At 71.5% G+C, this 14983-nt stretch carries 14 protein-coding genes and 1 other annotated feature; of the genes, 7 read left to right on the top strand and 7 right to left on the bottom strand.

Features of this window, described 5'->3' with window-relative positions:
* Positions 1-10 precede the first annotated feature (10 nt).
* The 3 genes from LPC08_RS10140 to otnI all read right to left on the bottom strand — a co-directional run bounded on the left by LPC08_RS10140 (position 11) and on the right by otnI (position 2732).
* Entirely contained in the window at positions 11-886 is an 876-nt protein-coding gene (locus tag LPC08_RS10140) for a helix-turn-helix domain-containing protein (protein WP_230452566.1), read from the bottom strand.
* Positions 887-1044: 158 nt separating this feature from the next.
* Positions 1045-1917 (bottom strand): 2-hydroxy-3-oxopropionate reductase, encoded by an 873-nt coding sequence (locus tag LPC08_RS10135; protein ID WP_230452565.1) that lies wholly within the window; start codon positions 1915-1917, stop codon positions 1045-1047.
* Positions 1918-1946: 29 nt separating this feature from the next.
* Entirely contained in the window at positions 1947-2732 is a 786-nt protein-coding gene (otnI, locus tag LPC08_RS10130) for a 2-oxo-tetronate isomerase (protein ID WP_230452564.1), read from the bottom strand.
* Between the two features lie 191 nt (positions 2733-2923).
* Here otnI and LPC08_RS10125 point away from each other — a divergent pair, with 191 nt between their 5' ends.
* The 5 genes from LPC08_RS10125 to LPC08_RS10105 all read left to right on the top strand — a co-directional run bounded on the left by LPC08_RS10125 (position 2924) and on the right by LPC08_RS10105 (position 8140).
* Complete coding sequence (locus tag LPC08_RS10125; RefSeq protein ID WP_230452563.1) at positions 2924-3994, top strand: AI-2E family transporter; 1071 nt, start codon at positions 2924-2926, stop codon at positions 3992-3994.
* Positions 3995-4174: 180 nt separating this feature from the next.
* A complete protein-coding gene (locus tag LPC08_RS10120) occupies positions 4175-5146 on the top strand; it encodes an ABC transporter permease (RefSeq protein ID WP_230452562.1) in 972 nt (323 codons plus the stop codon).
* 3 nt (positions 5147-5149) lie between these two features.
* Positions 5150-6064: an ABC transporter permease gene (locus LPC08_RS10115; protein WP_230452561.1), complete on the top strand. Its 915-nt coding sequence runs from the start codon at positions 5150-5152 to the stop codon at positions 6062-6064.
* A complete protein-coding gene (locus tag LPC08_RS10110; RefSeq protein ID WP_230452560.1) occupies positions 6061-7110 on the top strand; it encodes an ABC transporter ATP-binding protein in 1050 nt (349 codons plus the stop codon). The genes LPC08_RS10115 and LPC08_RS10110 overlap by 4 nt, the downstream gene beginning before the upstream one ends.
* Complete coding sequence (locus LPC08_RS10105; protein ID WP_230452559.1) at positions 7103-8140, top strand: ABC transporter ATP-binding protein; 1038 nt, start codon at positions 7103-7105, stop codon at positions 8138-8140. The genes LPC08_RS10110 and LPC08_RS10105 overlap by 8 nt, the downstream gene beginning before the upstream one ends.
* Positions 8141-8153: 13 nt before the next feature.
* On the opposite strand, the gene LPC08_RS10100 is transcribed toward LPC08_RS10105, so the two are convergent.
* From LPC08_RS10100 to LPC08_RS10090, 3 genes are all read right to left on the bottom strand, one after another.
* Positions 8154-8687: a zinc-binding metallopeptidase family protein gene (locus LPC08_RS10100; protein ID WP_230452558.1), complete on the bottom strand. Its 534-nt coding sequence runs from the start codon at positions 8685-8687 to the stop codon at positions 8154-8156.
* Positions 8688-8743: 56 nt separating this feature from the next.
* Positions 8744-9978, bottom strand: a protein-coding gene (locus LPC08_RS10095; protein ID WP_230449651.1) for an IS3 family transposase whose coding sequence is annotated in 2 segments (ribosomal slippage) — positions 8744-9684 and positions 9684-9978 — 1236 coding nt in all. Because the reading frame shifts where the segments join, the coding sequence is not laid out codon by codon here.
* Positions 9575-9691 (bottom strand) — a sequence feature (AL1L pseudoknot). It overlaps the preceding gene by 117 nt.
* Positions 9941-11056, bottom strand: coding sequence for an amidohydrolase (locus tag LPC08_RS10090; RefSeq protein ID WP_230452557.1), 1116 nt, complete (start codon positions 11054-11056; stop codon positions 9941-9943). The genes LPC08_RS10095 and LPC08_RS10090 overlap by 38 nt, the downstream gene beginning before the upstream one ends.
* 249 nt (positions 11057-11305) lie before the next feature.
* Here LPC08_RS10090 and ftsH point away from each other — a divergent pair, with 249 nt between their 5' ends.
* Positions 11306-13162 carry an ATP-dependent zinc metalloprotease FtsH gene (ftsH, locus tag LPC08_RS10085; RefSeq protein ID WP_230452556.1) on the top strand — a complete coding sequence of 619 codons (1857 nt, stop codon included), beginning with the start codon at positions 11306-11308 and terminating at the stop codon, positions 13160-13162.
* Positions 13163-13172: 10 nt separating this feature from the next.
* Here ftsH and LPC08_RS10080 read toward each other — a convergent pair whose 3' ends face one another.
* Positions 13173-13667 carry a CreA family protein gene (locus tag LPC08_RS10080; RefSeq protein ID WP_230452555.1) on the bottom strand — a complete coding sequence of 165 codons (495 nt, stop codon included), beginning with the start codon at positions 13665-13667 and terminating at the stop codon, positions 13173-13175.
* Between the two features lie 219 nt (positions 13668-13886).
* On the opposite strand from LPC08_RS10080, the gene LPC08_RS10075 reads away from it, so the two are divergent.
* Positions 13887-14630 carry a hypothetical protein gene (locus LPC08_RS10075; RefSeq protein WP_230452554.1) on the top strand — a complete coding sequence of 248 codons (744 nt, stop codon included), beginning with the start codon at positions 13887-13889 and terminating at the stop codon, positions 14628-14630.
* Positions 14631-14983 lie beyond the last annotated feature (353 nt).

The following is a 14983-nucleotide window of genomic DNA, read 5'->3' as shown; positions in this document are numbered from 1 at the left end:
GCCGCCGGGGTCAGAACCCCGCCTCCTGGATCAGCATCCGCACCCGCGCCGCCGCGGTGGCGCCCTTCAGCGCATCGCGCCAGACGGTCTCGGCGACCCGCTGGTGGATGCTCACCGCTTCGTCCGCGCTGGTGATCATCCCCACGCCGATGGCGGTCAGCGGCGGCACGTCCGGCGCGAATGGGTTGGCGCAGAGGTGCGCCCGCTCCCGGTCGCGCAGGACGATGAAGGGGCCGGCCGGGTCGGCCGCGGGCAGCAGGCCGAGCTGCAGGCCCATGGGCTCGCTCTGCATCAGCTCGGCGATGTTCTCCGCCTCCGCCCGTGCCGCCTGCCGGCAGGCGAGGCGGGTCGCCTCGGAGATCGGCAGGCCCGCGGCCACGCCATCCGCCAGGAGCCGGCGCAACGCGCCTTCGCCGAGCATGGCGATGATCGACGGGCGGCGCTGCTGGTACAGCCGCTTGCGGGCGGCGAGCTGGCCCAGGGACTGCTCCGCGGCGGCCCGGGCGGCGAGGCGTTCCGTGGAGGCATCCGCCGATTCGGAGAAGGCCCCGGCCAGCGCCGTCTCCAGCGCCATGGTCGACACCTGGACGCACAGCGCGCCGCCCACCTGGAGGATCTGGTCGGTCTGCTCCTCCACCTGGCGCAGCCGCTCATGCAGGGCGAGGGGGCGGGAGAAGTACTCGACCCCGATGCCCAGCAGCGACAGCGGCGAGATCTTCAGCAGCTCGGCCAGCCGCCGGATCGTGTCCAGCTTGATGACCTCGCCCTTCTCGTACCGGTACAGCGCCGCCCGCGACACACCGAGACGCGCCGCGATCTCCTCGGCCCGCAGGCCGGACTCGAGCCGGTAAGCCCGAAGCTGCTGGCCGATGTCTGCGAAGCGCATGCAATTCCTCGTTGAGTGACTGTCGGAGTCCGCGACCTAGGATTGGACCCGAATCTCACAGCATGCAATAACTTCCTACAAAATGATGATGCTCTTCGTCCAGTGCAACGCTGGACGGGGAAGAATATATCTTAGTCGAAACGTCTTTGGGGCCGCAATCACGACGTCCCCGCGAGACGCTCCAGGGCCTGGACCATGCCCGAGTGGTCCCAGTCCGCCCCGCCCATCGCCACGCAGGCGGAAAAGAGCTGCTGGGCCGAGGCGGTGTTGGGCAGCGGCACGCCCAGCTCCCGCCCGGACTGCAGCGCCAGGTTCAGGTCCTTCTGGTGCAGGCGGATTCGGAAGCCCGGCTCGAAGGTGCGGTCGATCATGCGCTTGCCATGCACCTCCAGCACGCGGGAGGCGGCGAAGCCGCCCATCAGTGCCTCGCGCACCTTGGCCGGATCGGCGCCGGCCTTCGCGGCGAAGGTCAGGGCCTCGGCCACCGCCTCGATGTTCAGGGCGACGATGATCTGGTTGGCGACCTTGGTGGTCTGGCCGGCGCCGTTGGCCTCGCCGACCAGGGTGACGTTCTTGCCCATGGCCTGGAACAGCGGCAGGGCGCGGTCGAAGGCCGCCTGGGGGCCGCCCACCATGATGGTCAGGCTGGCCTGCTTCGCCCCCACCTCGCCGCCCGAGACGGGCGCGTCGAGATAGTCGCAGCCCTTCTCGTTGATGCGCTTCGCGAAGGCCTGGGTGGCGGTGGGGCTGATCGAGGACATGTCGATCACCAGCTTGCCGGGGGAAAGCCCCTCCGCCACGCCGCCCGCGCCGAACAGCGCCGCCTCCACGTCCGGGGTGTCGGGGACGATGAGGATGACCACCTCCGCCTCCCGCGCCACGGCGGCGGCATCGGGCAGGACGGTCGCGGCGGCGCGGACCTCCTGCGTCAGGCTGGCGCGCTCGGGCACGAACAGGGCGTGGCCGGCCTTCTGCAGGTTCAGCGCCATGGGGCGGCCCATGATGCCCAGGCCGACGAATCCGATCTTCATGATGTGGTCTGCTCCTCGGTCGATCTGCGTCAGGCGGCCGCGCGGTAGGGGGCGAACCAGCCCAGCCCGGCCTCGGTCTCCCCGGCCGGGCGGTACTCGCAGCCGATCCAGCCGCGGAAGCCCAGCGAGTCGATGCGGTCGAAGACGAAGGGCCAGTTCACCTCGCCGGTACCGGGCTCGTTCCGGCCGGGATTGTCGGCCACCTGCATGTGCGCGATCAGCGGCAGGTGCTTCTCCACCCGCTTGACCAGGTCGCCTTCGGTGATCTGGCAGTGGTAGAGGTCGAACTGCATCCCCAGCCGGTCCGGGCCGATCGCGTTGATGATCGCCGCGGCCTGGTCGGTGGTGTTCAGGAAGAAGCCGGGGATGTCGCGGTGGTTGATCGGCTCGATCACCGCCTTCACCCCCTGGGCGATGCAGCGTTCCGCCGCCCAGGCGAGGTTGGCGGCATAGACCCCCGTCAGCGTGTCGTGCGGCACGCCCGCGGGCACGAGCCCCGCCATGACGTGCAGGCGCGGACAGGACAGGGCGGCGGCGTAGTCGAGCGCCCTGGCGATGCCCTCGCGGAACTCCGCCTCGCGCCCCGGCAGGGCGGCGGTGCCGCGCTCGCCCGCGGCCCAGTCTCCCGGCGGGGCGTTGAACAGCACCTGCTGCAGCCCGCTGTCCCGCAGGCGTGACGCGATCTCCGCGGCGGGGTGCTCGTAGGGAAAGAGGAATTCCACGGCCTCGAACCCAGCGGCCCGGGCGCGGGCGAAGCGGTCGAGGAACGGCACCTCCTGGAACATCATCGACAGATTCGCGGCGAAGCGTGGCATGCGGCGTTCCTCTTCCTCCCGCGGGGGCGGAGCGGACATGCCCCCTGCGGGACGCGACCCTAGAGCAGATCACCGCGCCGCGGCACCGCCGGAAGGGCAGGAATCGCCGCCACCTGCCATGACGGGAATTTGGTTCGCGGCCCGCCCCGGGAATCCTCCCGGGTCGGGCAAGGATGCGCTACGCCGGGCGGATGCCCGACGACTCCGCATCCACGCCCGCACGCCTGCTCGGCTACCTGGCCTTCCTGGCGCTGCTGGTGGGATGCCTGCTGGTGCTGCGTCCCTTCCTCTCGGCGCTGCTCTGGGCTGCCATCCTGGCCTATGCCACCTGGCCCGCCTATCGCCTGCTGACGACCAGGGCCCGCCTGCCGCCGAACCTGGCGGCGGGGGCGATGGTGACGGCGATGTTCCTGGTGATCGGCCTGCCGCTGCTCTTCGCCGCCCCGACCAGCGGCGAGGACGTGGAGCGGCTGCGGCACTGGGTGCAGGGGCTGGTGACGACCGGGCTGCCGCAGACGGCGGCGCTGCTGGAGCGCATCCCCGTCGTCGGGCCCTTCCTGATGGACCGCTGGCGCGCGCTCGGGCTGGATTTCAGCGGGCTGTTCGAGGCGGTGCAGCCCTATGTCGGCAGCATCGCCCAGCTTCTGCTCTCGGGGCTGCTGTCGCTGCTGACGGGAATCGTGGAGCTGCTGCTCGCGATCTTCCTCGCCTTCTTCTTCTACCGCGACGGCGTGCGCATCGCCGAGGCGCTGGAGAGCATGGCCGGGCGCATGGCCGGCAGCCGCGGCCGCCACCTGGTGGCGCTGGCCGGCAGCGTGACCCAGGGCGTGGTCTACGGCCTGCTGGGCACCGCCGTGGTGCAGGGCGCCATGACCGGCTTCGGCCTGTGGCTGGCCGGCATCCCGCAGCCGGTGCTGCTCGGCGTGGTGGCCGGCGTGATCTCGATCCTGCCGGTGGGCGCGCCGGTGGTCTGGATCCCGGCCGCCATCTGGCTGTTCGTCGACGGGCGCACCGGCTGGGGCATCTTCATGGCGCTCTACGGCTTCTTCGGCATCTCCTCGGTGGACAACTTCATCCGGCCCTGGCTGATCGCGCGGGGGGCGGACCTGCCGCTGCTGCTGACCATCCTGGGCGCCCTGGGGGGCGCGCTGGCCTTCGGTTTCCTGGGCCTTTTCCTGGGGCCGGTCCTGCTTGCGCTGGGCTTCACCCTGCTCAAGGAATGGGCGGATGACGGCAGCCTGCGGCGCTCGCGGCTGATGTAGCCCCTTGCGGGCCGGCAGGGCCCATGGTTTGGCAGCAGGTGGCTCGCTGGCTTGCGGACGGACCCCGGCTCCCGCCGACCCGCCGGAGCCGGGACGGGCCGTGCCCGCTCTGCGCGGGCGAGGTGGGAAGGTAAGGATTGCATGGCGATACGACTGATGCGGCCAGGGGGCTAGCGGCCGATGCCCGCCTTCATCCTCTCGCGCATCCTGCAGGCCATTCCGGTCATGCTCGCGGTGGCCCTGATCTCCTTCGCCATGTTCTCCTATGTCGGCGACCCGGTCGCGATCATGCTGGGGCAGGACTACACGCCCGCCCAGCGCGACGCGCTGGTGGCCAGCCTGGGGCTGGACCAGCCCTTCTTCGTGCAGTTCGCGAAGTTCGTCGGCAACGCGCTGCGCGGCGAGTTCGGCCTGTCCTACCGCCTCTCCCGCCCCGTGGCCGACCTGATCGCCGAGCGCGCGCCGGCGACGCTGGAGCTGGCCTTCGTCGCCGCCGGCCTGTCGCTGGTGCTGGGCGTGCCGATGGGGGTCTATGCCGGGCTGTACCGCAATTCCTGGCTCAGCCGCGCCTTCCTGACCTTTTCCCTCGTCGGGGTGTCGCTGCCGACCTTCCTGATCGGCATCCTCCTGATCCTGTGCTTCTCCGTCTGGCTGGGCTGGCTGCCCTCCTTCGGGCGCGGCGATACGGTGCAGATCGGCGGCTGGTCCACGGGCTTCCTGACCGTCTCCGGACTCAAGGCGCTGGTGCTGCCGGCGATCACGCTGGGGCTGTTCCAGCTCACCCTCATCATGCGCCTGGTGCGGGCGGAGATGCTGGAGGTGCTGCGGACGGACTACATCAAGTTCGCCCGCGCGCGCGGGCTGCGCAACCGCGCCATCTATTTCGGCCACGCGCTGAAGAACACGATGGTGCCGGTGATCACCGTCGCCGGCCTCCAGCTCGGCTCCATCATCGCCTTCGCCATCGTCACCGAGACGGTGTTCCAGTGGCCGGGCATGGGGCTGCTGTTCATCCAGTCCGTCGGCGCGGCGGACATCCCGGTGATGGCGGCCTACCTGCTGCTGATCGCGGCGATCTTCGTGGGGATCAACCTGGTGGTGGACCTGCTCTACTACGCGGTGGACCCGCGGCTGCGCGTGGGGAAGCACTGAGCCATGGCCGGCCCCATCGCCCGCGCGCTGGATTCCGACCTCTGGTGGTCCTTCTCGCGCAGCCCGATCACCGTCGTCTCGGCCGTCGTGGCCTTCATCTGCGTCGCCGGGGCGGTCTTCGCCCCCTGGCTGGCGCCGCACAACCCGTTCGACCTCGCGACCCTGAACCTCTCCGACGCCTTCAGCCCCCCGGCCTGGGAGGAAGGCGGGCAGCGGGCCTTCCCGCTGGGGACGGACGACCAGGGGCGCGACGTGCTGTCGGCGATCATGTTCGGGGCGCGCATTTCCCTGCTCGTCGGCGTCTGCGCGGTGATCTTCTCGACCCTGCTCGGCGTGGGCGTCGGGCTGCTGGCCGGCTATCTCGGCGGCACCGTGGACGCGGTGCTGATGCGCATCGCCGACATCCAGCTCACCTTCCCCTCCATCCTCGTCGCCCTGCTGGTCGACGGCGTGGTCCGGGCCGCCCTGCCGCGCGAGGTGCATGACCAGATCGCGCTCTACGTCGTGGTCTTCGCCATCGGCATCAGCAACTGGCCGCAATTCGCCCGCACCGTCCGCGGCTCCACCCTGGTCGAGCGCAACAAGGAATACGTCCTCGCCGCGCGGGTGATCGGCATCTCCAACGCGCGGATCATGCTGACCCACGTCCTGCCCAACGTGATGGGGCCGGTGCTGGTGATCGCGACGCTGAACCTGGGATTCGCGATCCTGGCGGAGGCGACGCTCTCCTTCCTCGGCGTCGGCGTGCCGCCCACCCAGCCTTCGCTGGGCACGCTCATCCGCATCGGCAACGACTTCCTGTTCAGCGGCGAATGGTGGATCACCCTCTTTCCCGGGGCGGCGCTGGTGATGCTGGTGCTGTCCGTGAACCTGCTGGGCGACTGGCTGCGCGACGCGCTGAACCCGAGGCTGCGATGAGCCCGCCGCTCCTGGAGGTCCGCGACCTCCGCGTGGAATTCCCGACCCGGCGCGGCACGCTGCGCGCGCTGGACAGTGTCTCCTTCACCATCGAGCCGGGCGAGGTGCTGGGCGTGGTGGGCGAATCCGGCGCCGGCAAGTCGATGACCGGCGCCGCCATCATCGGGCTGCTGGAGCCGCCGGGCCGCATCGCGGCGGGGCAGATCCTGCTGAACGGCCGGCGCATCGACAACCTGCGCTACGAGCAGATGCGGCGCATCCGCGGCAAGGAGATCGGCGCGATCTTCCAGGACCCGCTGACCACGCTGAACCCGCTCTACACCGTCGGCCGCCAGCTCACGGAGACGATGCAGACCCACCTGCCGCTCTCCGACGCCCAGGCGCGCAAGCGCGCGATCGAGTGGCTGGAGATGGTGGGCATCCCGGCGGCGGCGCAGCGCATCGACAGCTACCCGCACGAATTCTCCGGCGGCATGCGCCAGCGGGTGGTGATCGCCCTCGCCCTCTGCGCCGAGCCGAAGCTGGTGGTGGCGGACGAGCCGACCACGGCGCTGGACGTCTCCATCCAGGCGCAGGTGATCGCGCTGCTCAAGGGGCTGACGCGGGAAAAGGGGACGGCGGTGATGCTGGTCACCCACGACATGGGCGTGATCGCCGAGACGGCGGACCGCGTCGCCGTGATGTATGCCGGCCGCATCGCCGAGATCGGCCCGGTGCGGGAGGTGGTGAAGCATGCCCGCCACCCCTACACGGCGGGGCTGATGGCCTCGATCCCGCCGCTGGACCGGCGGGTGGAGCGTCTGGCGCAGATCGACGGCGCCATGCCGCGGCTGACCGCCATCCCGCCCGGCTGCGCCTACAACCCGCGCTGCCCGAAGGTCTTCGACCATTGCCGGGTCGAGCGGCCGGAGCTGATGGCGGCGGGGACGAACCTCGCGGCCTGCTGGCTCTATGACGACGCGCACCGGGCCGCCTATGCCGACCCGCTGCACGAGGCGCCCGGCCTCGCGCCGGAGGATGTGCGGGGGGATGCGCCGCATGGCTGACGCGACGCCGATGTTCGAGGCGCGGGACCTCGCCCGCCACTTCGACGTCTCCCGCCCGCTGCTGCAACGGCTGATCGCGCGGGAGGGCAAGCGGACCCTGCGCGCCGTGGACGGCATCTCCTTCAGCATCCCGAAGGGCACGACGCTCTCGCTGGTGGGGGAATCCGGCTGCGGCAAGTCCACGGTGGCCCGGATGGCGGTGGGCCTCTACCCGCCCACGCGCGGGACGGTGGCCTTCGACGGGCAGGATCTTGGCGCCGCCCGCGCTTCGCCGGCGCAGCGCCGGCGGATGCAGATGATCTTCCAGGACCCCTATGCCAGCCTGAACCCGCGCTGGCGGGTGCGCGACATCGTCGCCGAGCCGATCCGCGCCTTCGGGCTGGCGAAGGGCGAGGCCGCCGTGACGGCGCGGGTGGGAGAGCTGCTGACCCAGGTGAATCTCTCGCCGCTGGACGGGCAGAAGTTCCCGCACGAATTCTCCGGCGGGCAGCGGCAGCGCATCTCGATCGCCCGCGCGCTCTCCTCCAACCCGGAGTTCCTGGTCTGCGACGAGCCGACCAGCGCGCTGGATGTCTCCGTCCAGGCGCAGATCCTGAACCTGATGAAGGCGCTGCAGCGCGACCTCGGGCTGACCTACCTGTTCATCAGCCACAACCTCGCCGTGGTGCGGCAGGTCAGCGACCGGGTGGGGGTGATGTATCTCGGCCATCTGGTCGAGACGGCGCCCTCGGAGACCCTCTTCACCACCCCGCGCCACCCCTACACGCGCGCCCTGATGGAGGCGATCCCGGACCTGGAGATGACCGGGCGCCAGCGCATCCCCGTGGGCGGCGAGGTGCCGAGCCCGATCTCGCCGCCGCCCGGCTGCACCTTCCACCCGCGCTGCCCCTGGGCCAACGACCGCTGCCGCGTGGAGAAGCCGAAGCTGCTGCCGGCGCGAGGCACGGCGGAGACGCTGGTCGCCTGCCACGCGGTGGAGGAAGGGCGGGACCCGCCGCCCGTGCCGCGGGAGACGGCGCTGGCGGCCTGAGCCGGCCCGCGCGTCAGGCGCCGCCGATGCCGGTCACCATCTCGTCATCCGCCGTGCGGGTCATGAAGGCGGGCAGGCCCATCGGCCGGAGCTGCGAGGCCGGCAGGGAGGGGACGAAGGGGCGGTCGCCGCGCCGCGCCCGGAAATCCGCCTTCGCTGCCTCCCGCAGCGCGGCGTCCGTCATCAGCTCGTAGCCGGCCGACGCCAGGATGCGCGCGGTGTTCAGCGATCCCTTGTCGCCGATCGACATGCCGCCGCAGGCCGTCACCGGCCAGGTGTGCAGCCCGACCCCCAGCGGCATGGTCGGCCAGGCGAAGACCCCCACCGGCGCCTGGTAGCTCACCTCGCCCACATCCGTGGAGCCGCCGGCCGAGATATCGTGCAGGAAGGGCAGGGGCCCGGGCGCCATCCCCGCCTCGGGCAGCTTCGCCTCCCGCTGGCAGGCGCGGGCGAAATCCTGCTCCTCGGCTGTCCATTCGAGCGGCACGGCGGCGAGGTGGCGGTGGAGGAGCCGCGCCAGGGGCTCGTTCGGCAGCAGGTCGTGCATGCCGAAGAAGTGGATCGTGAACCGCGCCGGGTTTGGCGGAGGCTGTTTGGCGTGAGTCAGGCCGCCAGGGCTATGGCCTCCTGGGCGGCATAGTAGCGCGCCTCCGCCTCGGCGGGCGGGATGTTTCCGATCGGCTCGAGGAGGCGGCGGTTGTTGAACCAGTCCACCCATTCGAGGGTGGCGAACTCGACGCCCTCCAGGCTGCGCCACGGGCCGCGGCGCCGAATGACCTCGGTCTTGAACAGGCCGATGACGCTCTCGGCCAGCGCGTTGTCGTAGCTGTCGCCGACGCTGCCGACCGACGGCTCGATGCCCGCTTCCGCCAGGCGCTCGGTGTAGCGGATAGACACGTATTGGACCCCGCGATCGCTGTGATGGATCAGCCCCATGCCCTGGACAGGCCGCCGGTCATGCAGCGCCTGCTCCAGGGCATCCAGGACGAAGCCAGCATGGGAGGTGCGCGACACCCGCCAGCCGACGATCCGCCGCGCGAAGGTGTCGATGACGAAGGCGACGTAGACGAAGCCCTGCCAGGTCGCGACGTAGGTGAAGTCCGACACCCAGAGCAGGTTCGGCCGCGGCGCCAGGAACTGCCGGTTTACCCGGTCGGCCGGGCATGGCGCGCCCTTGTCGGGCACCGTCGTCCTGGTCTCCTTGCCACGCACCACGCCGCGCAGGCCCATCTGGCGCATCAGCCGCGCCACCGTGCAGCGGGCGACCGACGTCCCCTCGCGGCCGAGCTGGCGCCAGACCTTCCGCACGCCGTAGACGCCGAAGTTCTCGGCGTGGACCCGCCGCACCTCCGCCCGCAGCATGCTGTCCCGCTGCGACCTGGCCGAGCCCAGAGTGGGATCGGCGCGGCGCGCGGCATGGGCGTGGTAGGTGGACGGGGCGATCGGCAGAACCCGGCAGATCGACTCGACCCCGTACACGCCCCGATGATCGTCGATGAAGGCGATCATGGCTTCGACCGGCGGTCGAGCTCCGCCAGGGCAAAATACGCTGATGCCTTGCGCAGGATCTCGTTCGCCTGGCGCAGCTCGCGGTTCTCCCGCTCCAGCGCCTTGATGCGATCCCGATCCTCGCTCGTGGGCCCGGCACGCTTGCCGCGGTCACGCTCGGCCTGCCGGACCCAGCGACGCAGCGTCTCCGCCGTGCAGCCGATCTTCGCCGCGATCGAGCCGATCGCCGCCCATTGCGAGCCATGCTCCCCGGCGCCGTCCAGCACCAGCCGCACCGACCGCTCCCGAACCTCAGGCGAGTAGCTCGCCGCCGTCTTCTTCGCCGTCATCGCTCCATCCTCTCAACGGTTGGAGCCTCCGCCAAACCCGGCGCGGTTCAATCGCCTCCGCCCGGGTCTGCGTGGCCATGGCCGCGCCGTCGGCCACCTGCCGGATCCAGGCGGTCAGCGTGCCCACCTTCTCCCGGTCGAGGTCGCGCAGGAGGATCCAGACCTGCGCGACATCGGGGATGACGTTCGGCGCCACCCCCGCCTGCTCGTAGATGTAGTGCATCCGCGCGCTGGGCAGGATGTGCTCGCGCATCATCTGCACGCCGATGCCGAACATCTCCGCCGCCTTGAGGGCGCTGCGCCCCTCCCAGGGGGCGATCCCGGCATGGGCGGTGCGGCCGTGGAATATCACCCGGACCTTGTCGACCGCGTTCAGCCGGACGATCCCGGCGCCGGCGAAGGGGGCGGGGTGCCAGGCGAGGACGGCGTCGCAATCCTCGAACAGCCTGTCCCGCGCCATGTAGACCTTGGCGCCCTCCGTCTCCTCGGCGGCGCAGCCATAGACGCGGATGGTACCGGGGGTGCCGGCCTCCTGCATCATGGCCTTCAGGGCGATGGCCCCGCCGGTGCAGCCGGCACCCAGCATGTTGTGGCCGCAGCCATGCCCTCTCTCCGTGCCGGTGGGGCCGGGCGCCTGGCGCGGTTCCGCGGCATTCCCCAGGCCGGGCAGCGCGTCGTATTCCGGCATGTAGCCGAGGATGGGCCCGCCGGAGCCGGCGCTCCATTCCGCCACGAAGGCGGTGGGCACGCCGGAGGTGCCGCGGCTGACGACTCGGAAGCCCGCCGCCTCCAGCTCGCGCAGGTGGATCGCCGCCGACCGCACCTCGTGCCGGCTCAGCTCCGCCTCGGCCCAGACCTCGCGCGAGAGGCGCAGGATGGCGTCCCGGACCCCCGCCACGGCGCGGGCGGCGGCGGCCGTGCCGGGCGGTGGCGGCGCGGCAGGGGCGGGAGCCGCGCCTTGCGCCAGGGCGCCGCCGGGCGAGGCAGCGGGCAGCAGGGCGGCGCCGCCCAGGGAGGCGATGCCGAGGGAGGCGATAAGGTCACGCCGTGCCGCGGTGAAGTGGGGCCGTGTGGTCATGGTCGTGTGTCCTCGCTGGCAGGGGTCGTTGGCGTCGTGCCGGCCGCGGCCGGGTCACCCGTAGGGGCCGCCGGATGCAGGCCCGGGAAGCGCGGAGTCCGCCAGGGACCATCCCCCGGGCCCGGCGCCCCCGGTCCCGGCCTCCCCCGGTTGCGGGGCGCCGGCCGCTCCCTATCCTGCGACGGCGTGGCCGGCGGTAGAACCCCTGGGAGGCCGGGGCGTTGCGAACGATCGGACAGGAGAGGCGCCATGGCACTGGAACCGAACCGGAAGACGCAGTTCAGCGCATGGTACTGGGTGGCGGCCTTCGTCGGCCTGTTGCTGTTCCAGTACCTCTTCGCCGGCGCCAACCAGGTCGCGACCATCCCCTACAGCCAGTTCGAGACCTACCTGAACCAGGGAAAGGTCGCGGACGTCGCCGTCTCCGACCGCTTCATCCAGGGCCGCTTCAAGGAGCCGCAGGACGGCCGGTCGGCGTTCCGCACCACCCGCGTCGATCCGGACTTCGCCCAGCAGCTGCAGCAGCACAACGTCATCGTGACGGGGGAGATCGAGAGCACCTTCCTGCGCGACATCCTGTCCTGGATCGTGCCGATGGTGCTGTTCCTCGGCGTCTGGATCTTCGTCCTGCGGCGGATCGGCGGCGGCATGGGCGGAGGGCTCATGCAGATCGGCAAGAGCAAGGCCAAGGTCTACGTCCAGTCCGACACGGGCGTGACCTTCAAGGACGTGGCCGGGGTGGATGAGGCCAAGGACGAGCTGAAGGAGATCGTGGACTTCCTGAAGGACCCGAAGGGCTATGGCCGCCTGGGCGGGCGGATGCCCAAGGGGGTGCTGCTGGTCGGCCCGCCCGGGACGGGCAAGACGCTGCTGGCCAAGGCCGTGGCGGGCGAGGCGGGGGTGCCCTTCTTCTCCATCTCCGGCTCGGAGTTCGTCGAGATGTTCGTGGGCGTGGGCGCCGCCCGTGTGCGTGACCTGTTCGAGCAGGCGCGCGCCCGCGCCCCGGCGATCATTTTCATCGACGAGCTGGACGCGCTCGGCCGCGCCCGCGGCATCGGCCCGATGGCCGGCGGGCACGACGAGAAGGAGCAGACCCTGAACCAGCTCCTGGTGGAGCTGGACGGCTTCGATTCCTCCACCGGCCTCGTGCTGCTGGCGGCGACGAACCGGCCGGAGATCCTCGATCCCGCGCTGCTGCGCGCCGGGCGCTTCGACCGGCAGGTGCTGGTGGACCGGCCGGACAAGGCGGGGCGCATCCAGATCCTGGAGGTGCACCTGCGCCAGACGAAGCTGGCGCCGGATGTGAAGCCCGAGCAGATCGCGGCGCTGACGCCGGGCTTCACCGGCGCCGACCTCGCCAACCTGGTGAACGAGGCGGCGCTGCTGGCCACACGGCGCGGCGGCGTTTCTGTGACCATGGCGGATTTCAACAACGCCATCGAGCGCATGATCGCGGGTCTGGAGAAGCGCAACCGCCTGCTGAACCCGCGCGAGCGCACGATCGTCGCCTATCACGAGATGGGCCATGCGCTGGTCGCGCTGGCTCTGCCGGGGGTCGATCCGGTGCACAAGGTGTCCATCATCCCGCGCGGCATCGGCGCCCTGGGCTACACCATCCAGCGCCCGACCGAGGACCGCTTCCTGATGACGCGCGAGGAGCTGGAGAACAAGATGGCCGTGCTGCTGGGCGGGCGCGCGGCGGAGTGGATCGTCTTCCGGCACCTGTCCACCGGCGCGGCGGACGACCTGGCGAAGGTCACCGACATCGCCCGGGCCATCGTCACCCGCTACGGCATGACGGAGCGGCTGGGGCATGTCGCGCTGGAGCGCGACCGCCGCTCCCTGCTTGCGACCGAACAGCCCTATTACGGGCCGCAGGAGCGCAGCTACTCCGACGAGACGGCGGCCGCGGTGGACGAGGAGGTACGGCGGATCGTGGACGACACCTTTGACCGCACCGTGGCGCTGCTGCGCGAGCGCCAGCCGCTGCTGGAGCGCTCGGCGAAGCTGCTCCTGGAGAAGGAGACGCTGGACGAGACCGACCTGCGCGCCCTGGCCGGTCCCGCGCCGGCCATGCCCATGCCCGCGCCGGTCGGGGAAGGCTGACGGCCCGCGCCTACCGCACGGGCACGCTGGCGACGGCGTTGTAGGGCGAGCCGTCCACCAGCTTCGTCGACCAGGCGAGGTAGACCACCACGCCGCGCTCCTCGTCGATGAAGCGGTGGACGCGGGTCTCCTTGAAGAACAGGCTGGTGTTGCTCTCGAAGATCTGCTCGCCCCGCTCGCCGCGGCGGGCGGCATCGGTCACCTGCACCGGGCCGGTGGCGATGCAGTTCAGCCCGAAGCGCGCCGGGTCCTCGGCCAGCCCCACCATGCCGGACATGCCGCCCGTCCGCGCCTGGCTGATGTAGCAGGAGACGCCCTTCACCTCCGGGTCGTCGAAGCGCTCGACCACCACGCGGTGGCTGCGCGTCAGGCCGAGATTGGTCAGCGCTGTGTTCACGTAGCCGATCTGCCGCGTCTCCTCGGCCGAGGCGGCGACCGGCGACACCAGCAGGGCCAGGGCGGCCCAGGTGCCGATGCGGCGGGGGAGGGAGGGGCTGCGGGTCATCGGGTCTTCCTGATTGCGCGTGGCATGCCGGCCGGTCCGGCCCGTCGGGGCGAAGGGGGCGGATTCGCGTCGCCGGGGCGCGGTCCGCCTGCCGACCACAATGCCGCTTCCCCGGCCGGGGCTGCATCCCCCACGACGGGCTTGGCGCGCGGCGCGTCGCTGCGCAGTCTGGCGGGCAGGGTGGGGCGGCACAGCGCCGGCCCGCGGCCGGAGGCAGCCTTGACCGACATCCTGATCGCCACCCCCACCGCCGGCGGCACGGTGCGCGCGGCTTATGCCTTCACCCTCGTCCATGTCGTGACGGCCCTGAAGAACGCCGGCCACCGCGTGCAGTATGTCGGGCTGGACGGCAGCAGCCCGGCGGTGGCGCGCAACCACTTCGCCAACCTGTTCCTGCGCCAGCCGGGCTTCAGCCACCTGCTGATGATCGACAGCGACATGGCCTTCGACGGGGCGCTGGTCCTCCGGATGCTGGGGATGGGCAAGCCCTTCGTCGCGGCCTCCTACCCGAAGCGGGCGCTGGACCTGGATGCCTTTGCCGCCGCGGCCCGCAGCGATCCGCGCCCGGCCGCGATGCTGGCCGGGCTGGTGGCGGAACAGACCCTGCAGCTTGACCCGGGCGAGACGTCGGTGACGGATGGCGTCTGCCGGGCCCGCTGGGTCGGCTGCGGCTGCATGCTGCTGCACCGCGAGGTGCTGGAGCGGCTCGTGGCCTCCGGCCTCGCCCCGGTGCGCCCGGACCGGCGGCTGGCCGCGCTGGGCCTGGAAGGCCCGGTGCACGACTTCTTCGGGGAGCTGTCCCTGCCGGATGGCGACCGCCTGTCCGAGGACTACTCCTTCTGCGAACGCTGGAACGGCCTGCCCGGCGCCGAGATCTGGGCCATCCTCGACGCCCCCATCGCCCATGTCGGGGAGATGGCCTATCGCGGCAGCCTGATGGCGCGCCTGCGTCCCACGGGGTGAGGGCGGCACGCCTGCCCGCGCCGCGCGGGACCCGGCCGGTTCATACGGACGGCGGGATGCCCTGATCCGTGCGGGGTGGTACCCGTGGCCCGGGGGCAAGGCGCTGCCTCGCCCCCGTACCCCCACTCCGCCAGGACCCTGCGGGCCCTGGACCCATTTGGCGCTGCCGCGGGACCGCCTGCGACGGGGTCACGGCGCCGAGGAGCCATGCTCCTCGGCGGGTACGGCCGCAGCATTCGCTGACGCCTTCAAAGCTATTCTGGAGTCCCGCTTATCCACGTTCCGTCAGGGTTCAGCCCGGAGGCTGACGCCCACCGGAAGCACCAGACTCCCAGCGGGGTCCGGGGCCCGCT

The organism is Roseomonas sp. OT10 (assembly GCF_020991085.1).
GTDB classification, from domain to species: Bacteria; Pseudomonadota; Alphaproteobacteria; order Acetobacterales; family Acetobacteraceae; genus Roseomonas; species Roseomonas cutis.
The sequence above is the reverse complement of the archived record's forward strand: the minus strand, read 5'-3'. Positions and strand labels throughout refer to the sequence as shown.

What these genes read in the sequence shown, in the direction of transcription:
- LPC08_RS10140 (WP_230452566.1), bottom strand. Translation starts at nt 886, where the DNA reads ATGCGCTTCGCAGACATCGGCCAGCAGCTTCGGGCTTACCGGCTCGAG.
- LPC08_RS10135 (WP_230452565.1), bottom strand. Translation starts at nt 1,917, where the DNA reads ATGAAGATCGGATTCGTCGGCCTGGGCATCATGGGCCGCCCCATGGCG.
- otnI (WP_230452564.1), bottom strand. Translation starts at nt 2,732, where the DNA reads ATGCCACGCTTCGCCGCGAATCTGTCGATGATGTTCCAGGAGGTGCCG.
- LPC08_RS10125 (WP_230452563.1), top strand. Translation starts at nt 2,924, where the DNA reads ATGCCCGACGACTCCGCATCCACGCCCGCACGCCTGCTCGGCTACCTG.
- LPC08_RS10120 (WP_230452562.1), top strand. Translation starts at nt 4,175, where the DNA reads ATGCCCGCCTTCATCCTCTCGCGCATCCTGCAGGCCATTCCGGTCATG.
- LPC08_RS10115 (WP_230452561.1), top strand. Translation starts at nt 5,150, where the DNA reads ATGGCCGGCCCCATCGCCCGCGCGCTGGATTCCGACCTCTGGTGGTCC.
- LPC08_RS10110 (WP_230452560.1), top strand. Translation starts at nt 6,061, where the DNA reads ATGAGCCCGCCGCTCCTGGAGGTCCGCGACCTCCGCGTGGAATTCCCG.
- LPC08_RS10105 (WP_230452559.1), top strand. Translation starts at nt 7,103, where the DNA reads ATGGCTGACGCGACGCCGATGTTCGAGGCGCGGGACCTCGCCCGCCAC.
- LPC08_RS10100 (WP_230452558.1), bottom strand. Translation starts at nt 8,687, where the DNA reads ATGCACGACCTGCTGCCGAACGAGCCCCTGGCGCGGCTCCTCCACCGC.
- LPC08_RS10090 (WP_230452557.1), bottom strand. Translation starts at nt 11,056, where the DNA reads ATGACCACACGGCCCCACTTCACCGCGGCACGGCGTGACCTTATCGCC.
- ftsH (WP_230452556.1), top strand. Translation starts at nt 11,306, where the DNA reads ATGGCACTGGAACCGAACCGGAAGACGCAGTTCAGCGCATGGTACTGG.
- LPC08_RS10080 (WP_230452555.1), bottom strand. Translation starts at nt 13,667, where the DNA reads ATGACCCGCAGCCCCTCCCTCCCCCGCCGCATCGGCACCTGGGCCGCC.